Below are 8,305 nucleotides of genomic sequence, written 5' to 3'. Positions count from 1 at the left end.
GGGACGCAAACAGTATGAGTACCGCTTCTTTCGTCCCCGCCGATCTTGCCGTATGGCTCGACACGCACGCGGAGTCGCTCGACTCGAGCGCGGGGCACGCACGTGAAATCGTGCCGCGGCTTGCCGCTGCCGGACTTTTCGGCGTTGGCGTTCCCGCGACCTATGCCGGCGGTCGTGGTGGTGCCGCGACCGATGCAGTCGAAGCGATCGCGCAGGTTGCTTCCCACTCTCTGAGCGCCGCGTTCGTGTTCTGGGGCCATCGGACCTTTATCGAATACCTGTTGCACAGTCCGAATGCCGGGCTGCGCGACACGTGGCTCGCGCCACTGCTGAGTGGCGAGGTCGCGGGCGCGACCGGCCTGTCGAACGCAATGAAGTACCTGTCCGCGCTGGAGCCGTTGCAGATGAGGGCCGAACCGGTTGCAGCCAATGGGTCCGGCGCGCGTCGCTGGGCGCTGTCGGGGAGTCTGCCGTGGATCACGAATCTGCGTCCCGAGGGATTTCTGGTGGCAGCAGCGTTCGATCACGCGGACAGCGGCAAGCCGTCGATTTTCGCGGTTCCGCACGATCTTCCCGGCGTTGGGCGAAGCGGCGATCTCGACCTGATCGCATTGCGCGCGAGCAATACCGCCGCGTTGAAGATCGAGGGCGCACAGCTCGACGAACGCTGGATGATCGCCGCCGACGCGAGTACGTTCCTGACTCGAGTGCGTCCCGGCTTCCTTGGATTGCAGTGCGGTCTTTCGCTTGGTCTTGCGCGTCGCGCGCTCGCGGCCGTGGCGCTGGCCCGTCCGGCATCGAGGCTGGCGCTGGCCGCAGACGCCGAACAGCTCGCCGACGAGCTTGCACGGTTGACGGACCAGCTATGCACGGGCATTGCGGCTCAGACCTATATCGAGGATGCGCCGAACCTTTTCCGCCTGCGCATTGCGCTGGCGTCGCTGGTGGCATCGGCCGTCAACCTCGAGGTCCAGGCGAGCGGCGGACAGGGCTATCTGCGCGAGCAGTCGGCCGTTGCGCGTCGCGTGCGCGAGGCGTCGTTCGTGCCGATCGTCACGCCGAGCATCGTGCAACTCAAGCACCAGCTTGCGCTGCATGCCAGGACCGAATGATGGCCGAGTTCGTCGCACCTCACGTGGAACTCCACGACATCGCGCTCAGCTACGGACAGCGTCGGGTTATCGATGGCGTGACGTATAGCGTGCGACGCGGCGAGATCGTGTCGATCCTGGGTCCGAGCGGGGCGGGCAAATCGTCGTTGCTGCGGGTCGTGGCGGGACTGTCCGCGGCAACGCGCGGCACCGTCCTGATCGATGGCGAGCCCGTCAGTGGTCCGCGCCCGGACGTGGCCATTGCCTTTCAGGACCCCTGCCTGCTGCCCTGGTTGTCGGTGGAGCGCAACGTCGCATTCGGACTGGGCTTCGCGAGACAGACGAAGTTGTCCGCTGCTGAACGCCGGGCGCGTGTGGCCGCGGCGCTCGAAGAAGTCGGGCTCGCACACGCGCGAGACCTGGTGCCTTCACAGCTGTCTGGCGGCATGGCGCAGCGCGTGGCTCTGGCGCGCTGCGTGGCCCGGCGGCCAAAAGTATTGGTCCTCGACGAACCGTTCGGGGCGCTGGATGAAATCACCCGCGAGGGGATGCAGAAACTGCTGAAACAGGTTGTCGCCGACACGCAGGCAGCAACGCTGCTCGTCACGCACGACATCGATGAAGCACTGCTCGTCTCCGACCGCGTGGCGGTGCTTGGCCGGCGCGGCACGCTGGCGCTGGAACTGGACATCGACATCCGTTACCCACGCGTCGAACATCTGCAGAGGCTCGGCGCGTTGCGGCTGCGAATCCTGGAAGCGTTACGCGATTCGGTGCCTTCATCCGTTTCCTCCCACAACGACTGAGGAATGCGTTTAATGTGCGAACACCCTATTTCCCGTCGCGACTGGCTCAAGCTCGCCGCGATGCTGACCGTGACTGGCGCGGCACCGTTGCTGAGTGCTTTCGACGCCCGTGCGAACGCCGAACCCGATGCACCCGTACGCATCGGTTACCTGCCTATCACCGATGCCGCGCCGCTGCTCGTCGCACATAACAAGGGCTATTTCGCCGCTGCCGGTTTGCAGGCGGACAAGCCCGTACTGCTGCGCAGTTGGGCTCAGCTCGTCGAAGCGTTCCTGTCAGGTCAGGTGAACGTGGTGCATCTGCTTTCTCCGATGACGGTATGGGCACGCTACGGAGCCAAGGCACCGGCAAAGATCGTCGCGTGGAATCACGTCAACGGGTCGGCTCTCACCGTCGCGCCGGACATTTCGACGGTGAACGATCTTGGTGGCAAGACCGTAGCGGTGCCGTTCTGGTACTCGATTCATAACATCGTGTTGCAGGACCTGTTGCGCGCGCATGGCCTGACGCCCGTGCTGACGAAGAGCGGTCCGCTCGAGCGCAATGAAGTTCGTCTCGTCGTGATGGCGCCTTCCGATATGCCGCCCGCGCTTGCTGCAAAACAGATTGGCGGCTTCATCGTCGCGGAGCCGTTCAACGCCGCGGCCGAAAAGATGCAGGTGGGCAAGGTCCTGCGCTTCACCGGCGACGTGTGGCGCAACCACGCCTGCTGCGTGGTGTTCATGCACGAACGGGATATCACCGGCCGTCCGCAGTGGACGCAGAAGGTGGTGGATGCGATCGTGCAGGCTCAACTGTGGACGCGCGCGCATCCGCAGGAAGCGGCGCAACTGCTTTCGCGTTCGGGGGCGGACCACTACACACCGCATACGGCGGAGGTGCTTACCGATGTGCTGGCGCCGTCCGCGGCAGGCGAGGGCCGCTACCTCGGAGACCGGGCAATCGTTCACGCCGATTGGCACCAGAAGCGGATCGATTTTCAGCCCTATCCGTATCCGTCGTACACCGAGGAACTCGTGCGGCGGCTCAAGGCGACAAAGATCGACGGTAACCAGGCGTTCGTTGCACAACTGGACCCAAAGTTCGTCGCGGGGGATCTCGTCGACGAGCGATTCGTGAGACGAAGCATTACATCGGTTGGCGGCATGCAGGCATTCGGTTTGCCGGACGGATTCGAGAGAATGGAGACTGTGATTGTCTAGTAGTCTTTCATCACGGACGGTGAGTTCATCGCGCACTGCGAGTCACGCCGACGGGGACAGGGCAGTGCGGCGCTCGCGGCGCCTGCCGAACGCGCTGCTCGGACTGCTGGGCGGCGCGATCGCGATCGTCGCCTGGTGGGCGGCGGTGACACTGCCTGGCGGTGCCGACGGCTTCGTTGCGCAGTTTTCACCGCTGCATGCGCTGGCGGCATTGCCGGGGCTCGTCGCCGACGAGCATCTGTTGTCGCATGTGGCAGCGAGTCTGCGCCGCGTCGCGGTTAGCCTTGGCTGGGCGCTCGTCGTCGGCGTTCCGCTGGGCTTTGCACTCGGCCGCTCGAAGCGCTTCGAAACGACGTTCTCACCGACGCTGCAGTTTCTGCGCATGATCTCGCCGCTGTCGTGGATGCCCATCGCGGTGATGTCGCTCGGCATCGGCGATCGCGCTGTGTATTTCCTGCTGACCTTCGCGGCCGTGTGGCCACTGTCGATGAGCACCGCGGCAGGGGTGGCGCACATCGATCGCCGGTGGGTGCAGCTAGGCGAGTCGCTCGCTGCGACGAGGCTCGAGATGTTGTGGCACGTGTATGTGCCGGGTGTCGCCTCGCACGTGCTGACTGGCGTGCGGCTCGCAATCGGCATCCTGTGGATAGTGCTGGTGCCGGCCGAAATGCTCGGGGTCAGCTCGGGGCTGGGTTATCTCGTCCTCGATGCACGGGACCGCCTCGCCTACGGCGATTTGACCGCCGTCGTTCTGATCATTGGCGCGCTCGGGTTTGCACTGGACTGCGCCGCGCGCGCGGCGCGGAAGTTTGTCGGCGGCATGCCGGGCCAGGATTGAAGCGGGGCGCGCGAATCACACAGCCGGTCAGCTTTTGAGGATGTCCGCAAGTACTCGCACAGCCTCATCGATCGAGGTATCCCATGGGTGGCCGAAGTTCAGACGGATGCAGTTTTCGAACGAGTGGGTAGCGGAGAAGATCGGCCCGGGCGCGATACTGATGCCGTGGGCGATGGCGCGTCGATGAAGCGCCATCGCATCGACCGCATTGGGCAACTGAAGCCAGAGAAAGTAGCCCCCGTTGGGAAGGGTCCATCGCACGTCGCGCGGCAACGAACGCCGAAGCGCGGCATCCATTGACGCTAGCTGTGACTTGAACGCATTGCGCAGCTTGCGCAAATGCTTGTCATAGCCGCCATATTGCAGATAGTCGGCAATTCCGGCCTGTACCGGAATGCTGGCCGACAGCGTCGTCATCAGCTTGAGCCGTTGCACCCGGTCGGCGAATCGGCCAGCCGCTACCCAGCCGATCCGGTAGCCGGGCGCGAGCGTCTTCGAGAAAGAACTGCAGTGCATGACGAGGCCCTTGGTGTCGAAGGCCTTCGCCGGCAGCGGCCGATCACGACTGAAGTGAAGCTCCTGATAGACGTCATCTTCGATCAGCGGTATTTCGCGCTTGGCCAGTAGATCGACGAGCGCTTTCTTTTTCTCCACCGAGAGCGTAACGCCGGTCGGATTCTGGAAGTTCGTCATGAACCAGCAGGCGCGGATCGGATGCTTATCGAGCGCGACCGCGAGTGCGTCGAGGTCCAGTCCGGTGACCGGATCGACGGGAATCTCGACCGCGCGCAGGTCGAGCCGCTCGATGGCCTGCAATGCGGCGTAAAAGCCAGGCGACTCGACCGCGATGACGTCGCCCGGGCGCGTCACCGCCATCAGACAGAGATTGAGCGCTTCCAGAGCGCCGTTTGTCACGACGATTTCCTCGGTTGCCACGGAGAGGCCCGTGCCGACGTAGCGCAGCACGATCTGGCGACGCAGGTGGTCATTGCCCGGTGGCAGGTCCGCGACGGTACTCCACGGGCTCAGCGAGCGCGTGCCCTGTGCCAGCGACTTGAGGAGCCTGGCGGACGGAAACAGCAGAGGGGAAGGAAAAGCGGAGCCAAGCGGCACGATGCCAGGATGCTTTGCCGCATCGAGCACTGAAAAGACGAGATCCGAAATGTCTACCTTCGCGGACTCCGCGAGTGTTGCCGCCTGCATGGAAACCGCTTGCTGGACTCCCGCACCCGGTGTGACGTAAAAACCGGAACGCTCCTCGGCACGAATGAGCCCCCACTCCTCGAGCAGATAGTACGCACGCAGAACGGTCGACTGACTGACGCCATGCTGCGCGATGATATAGCGCAGGGATGGAAGGCGAGAGCCGATCGGAATATGGCCGGCTCGGATCTCTTCAGCGATCGTGGTGGCGAGTGCCTCGTAGCGGGTCATGTTGGACTTTGTTGGAATGTTTGTCGCATGTTGCTCGGCGTTGGACGTCATGTGATGTCTGGAGATGTGAACGTTCGGCGAGCTTGTCGGCGCACAGTATGGCTCGAAACCGGCGCGGCCGCCTGCCAGATGCTGATGCCCGTCGCCGTTGTCACAGTCTGGACTCTCCCCCTCACCGCAGCGGACAGTCGCAGACGATTCGGGGAAGGTCGGGCTTTGGCTGTATTCACGATGATCACCTGAGAGCCTCGGGGCGGCTATATGGCAGCGTGCATCTTCGCCTATCGTTCGCGAGTGCGACGGCCGATCAGATCGGAGAAGGAATGCGACGTCTTGCCCAGGCCATCGGGACGCACGATCGACCCGCAAGCGCCCTCCAGCCGACCCTCGCTGAATCAGTGCGGGGCGAGAGCTGCTGCGCTCCATTAAGCGCCATCTGCTGCTTGAGGCGGCTACTGCGGCGCGATATTTTCCTTGTTCCGTGTGGACCACACGTCCGCCATTTCCGCACTATGTACCGCTACAACGAATTCGACAAAGCCTTCGTGCAAAGCCGCGCGGCCCAGTTTCGCGATCAGATCGAACGCTGGCAAGACGGCAGGCTGAGCGAGGATGCGTTTCGCCCGCTGCGCCTGCAAAACGGCTGGTACGTCCAGCGGCACGCGCCGATGCTGCGTGTCGCGGTTCCGTATGGCGAGCTCTCCAGCGCCCAGCTTCGCGTGCTCGCGCGTATTGCACGCGAATACGACGAGCCCGAAGCAGAGGTGTACCGGCAGGCAATGGAGGCTCAGCGCAAGCTCGGCACCGTGCGCTTGCCTACCAATCAAGCGCACTTCACGACACGCACCAATGTTCAATTCAACTGGATACCGCTGTCGAAAGCCGCCGACGTGATGGACCTCCTCGCCACGGTCAACATGCACGGCATTCAGACCAGCGGCAACTGCATCCGCAACATTTCATGCGATGAGCGGGCAGGTGTGGCACCGGACGAGATCGCCGACCCGCGGCCCTTCGCCGAAATCATGCGCCAGTGGACCACGCTGCATCCCGAGTTCGCGTTTCTGCCGCGCAAGTTCAAGATCGCGATCACCGGCGCTAAGGAGGACCGCGCGGCGACCGGATGGCACGACGTGGGACTGCGCCTCGTGCGCGACCAAAATGGCGAGCTGGGCTTTCGCGTATCGGTGGGCGGGGGCATGGGCCGCACGCCGGTCATCGGCACTGTGTTGCGCGAGTTTCTGCCGTGGCGGCACATCATGAATTACATCGAGGCCGTGGTCCGCGTGTACAACCAGTTCGGACGGCGCGACAACAAATACAAGGCGCGTATCAAGATCCTCGTGAAGGCCGAAGGCCAGCGCTTCATCGACGAAGTAGAGGAAGAGTTCCGGCAGATCGTGGATCACGACGGCGGTCCGCACACGATTCCTCAAGCCGAGTTCGACCGCATCAGCACGTATTTCGTCGTGCCGCCGGCAGCGGCCGAGCGCCGAGCCGCCGACCCGGCCGCTGCTGCCGCGCTGCAAGCCGCTGCGCGGCAGACGCCGCAATTGCAGCGCTGGCTGGAGCGCAACGTCGCGCCGCACAAGGACCCGTCCATGCGCATCGTCACGCTGTCGTTCAAGCGACCATTGCAGGCGCCCGGCGATGCATCGGCCGAGCAGCTCGAACGCGTGGCGGATCTCGTGGACCGCTTTTCGTCGGGAGAAGCGCGCGTCACGCACACGCAGAACATCGTGCTGCCGTGGGTCCACGTCGACGACCTGCTCGCGCTCTGGCACGCGGCGGTCGCGGTGCAGCTCGCAAGCGCCAACGTGCATCTGCTCACCGATATGATTTCCTGCCCTGGCGGCGACTTCTGCGCGCTCGCCAACGCCCGCTCGTTGCCGATCGCACAGAGCATCATGGAGCGCTATCAGGACCTCGACGAATTGAACGACATTGGCGAGGTCGATCTGCATATCAGCGGCTGTATCAATTCGTGCGGCCATCATCACAGCGGACATATCGGCATTCTTGGCGTCGACAAGGATGGCGCGGAGTGGTATCAGGTCACGCTCGGCGGCGCGGATGGCTCCGCGCGCAGCGGCGACGCCCGCTCCGGCAAGGTCATCGGCCCGTCGTTCGCGTCACATGAAGTGACCGATGTCGTCGACGCGGTGCTCGGCCGCTATGTGGCGTTGCGCGAGCGGCGCGGCGAACGTCGCGAGACTTTCATCGAAACCGTGCGCCGGGTCGGACTCGATCCATTCAAGGCTGCCGCGGACGCGGTTCGCGCCACGGCACAGGAGCGCGTATGAAGACCCCGGCACGCATTCGCCTGCTCGCCGCGCACGACCATGCCGCCGATGCAGCGGCGCCCGTACTCGCTTTGCCTAACGATGCCGATCCGCTCGCGCATGCGGCCGATATTTCAGCCGCCGCGCGCGTCGAGTTGCATTTCCCCACCTTCACCGATGGACGCGCGTACTCGCAGGCGTACCTCGTGCGCCGCCGGCTCGGCTTCAATGGAGACTTGCGGGCGACGGGCGAGGTACTGGTCGATCAACTGATGCAGATGGAGCGCATGGGCTTTTCAAGCGCGGTACTGGACGAAACCGTCGCCGTGCAAGACGCGCAGCGTCAACTCGAACGCTTCACCGGGTTTTATCAGGGCGATGTTGTGCGCGAGGCACCGTATGGCGCGACAGGTACAGGTGTCGCGTCGGCTGCGTCCATTTTGCCGGTATCGCACGAAGAAAAAGCCTGAGCGCGGCCGCAGCAGGTATATCGCTGCGATTTGCTCACCGCATCGCCAGAAGTAAAACTGCGGCGATGCCGGCGCGTGAATACCTGTGCTGAAGTGTCAGAGTCGGCCAGCCCCGGCTGCATTCCTCAAATTGATCACAACTGCTGCTGTTCTGAATCCGTGAGAAGCATGAACATTAGTC

7 protein-coding genes are annotated in these 8,305 nt (G+C 63.8%); 6 read left to right on the top strand and 1 reads right to left on the bottom strand.

All coding sequences use genetic code 11. The features are described from left to right. Positions 1-14 precede the first annotated feature (14 nt). From VSR82_RS12025 to VSR82_RS12010, 4 genes are all read left to right on the top strand, one after another. Complete coding sequence (locus VSR82_RS12025) at positions 15-1,112, top strand: acyl-CoA dehydrogenase family protein (RefSeq protein WP_429456803.1); 1,098 nt, start codon at positions 15-17, stop codon at positions 1,110-1,112. Further along, entirely contained in the window at positions 1,112-1,897 is a 786-nt protein-coding gene (locus VSR82_RS12020; protein WP_429456805.1) for an ABC transporter ATP-binding protein, read from the top strand. Before VSR82_RS12025 ends, VSR82_RS12020 begins: the two co-directional genes overlap by 1 nt. Positions 1,898-1,909: 12 nt before the next feature. Then, positions 1,910-3,100 carry an ABC transporter substrate-binding protein gene (locus tag VSR82_RS12015; RefSeq protein ID WP_498857709.1) on the top strand — a complete coding sequence of 397 codons (1,191 nt, stop codon included), beginning with the start codon at positions 1,910-1,912 and terminating at the stop codon, positions 3,098-3,100. A 64-nt stretch (positions 3,101-3,164) separates the two neighbouring features. After that, entirely contained in the window at positions 3,165-3,938 is a 774-nt protein-coding gene (locus tag VSR82_RS12010) for an ABC transporter permease (RefSeq protein ID WP_410850406.1), read from the top strand. 27 nt (positions 3,939-3,965) lie between these two features. On the opposite strand, the gene VSR82_RS12005 is transcribed toward VSR82_RS12010, so the two are convergent. After that, positions 3,966-5,372, bottom strand: a complete 1,407-nt coding sequence (locus VSR82_RS12005; protein WP_429457765.1) for an aminotransferase-like domain-containing protein — start codon at positions 5,370-5,372, stop codon at positions 3,966-3,968. A 512-nt stretch (positions 5,373-5,884) separates the two neighbouring features. Here VSR82_RS12005 and VSR82_RS12000 point away from each other — a divergent pair. Together VSR82_RS12000 and VSR82_RS11995 are read left to right on the top strand one after the other, a co-directional pair. After that, the gene (locus tag VSR82_RS12000) at positions 5,885-7,675 is read left to right on the top strand and encodes a nitrite/sulfite reductase (RefSeq protein WP_368582035.1); all 1,791 of its coding nucleotides are present in this window, start codon (positions 5,885-5,887) and stop codon (positions 7,673-7,675) included. Next, the gene (locus VSR82_RS11995) at positions 7,672-8,124 is read left to right on the top strand and encodes a DUF934 domain-containing protein (RefSeq protein ID WP_429456813.1); all 453 of its coding nucleotides are present in this window, start codon (positions 7,672-7,674) and stop codon (positions 8,122-8,124) included. The genes VSR82_RS12000 and VSR82_RS11995 overlap by 4 nt, the downstream gene beginning before the upstream one ends. Positions 8,125-8,305 lie beyond the last annotated feature (181 nt).

This window comes from Burkholderia sp. JPY481 (assembly GCF_038900515.1).
Lineage (GTDB): Bacteria > Pseudomonadota > Gammaproteobacteria > Burkholderiales > Burkholderiaceae > Paraburkholderia > Paraburkholderia youngii.
Note: the sequence above shows the minus strand (reverse complement) of the source record. Positions and strands in the feature narration are given on the sequence as shown.

Bases quoted from the DNA above. Each gene is read 5' to 3' on its own strand.
- VSR82_RS12015 (WP_498857709.1), top strand. From the start codon at position 1,910: ATGTGCGAACACCCTATTTCCCGTCGCGACTGGCTCAAGCTCGCCGCG.
- VSR82_RS12025 (WP_429456803.1), top strand. From the start codon at position 15: ATGAGTACCGCTTCTTTCGTCCCCGCCGATCTTGCCGTATGGCTCGAC.
- VSR82_RS11995 (WP_429456813.1), top strand. From the start codon at position 7,672: ATGAAGACCCCGGCACGCATTCGCCTGCTCGCCGCGCACGACCATGCC.
- VSR82_RS12005 (WP_429457765.1), bottom strand. From the start codon at position 5,372: ATGACCCGCTACGAGGCACTCGCCACCACGATCGCTGAAGAGATCCGA.
- VSR82_RS12000 (WP_368582035.1), top strand. From the start codon at position 5,885: ATGTACCGCTACAACGAATTCGACAAAGCCTTCGTGCAAAGCCGCGCG.
- VSR82_RS12020 (WP_429456805.1), top strand. From the start codon at position 1,112: ATGGCCGAGTTCGTCGCACCTCACGTGGAACTCCACGACATCGCGCTC.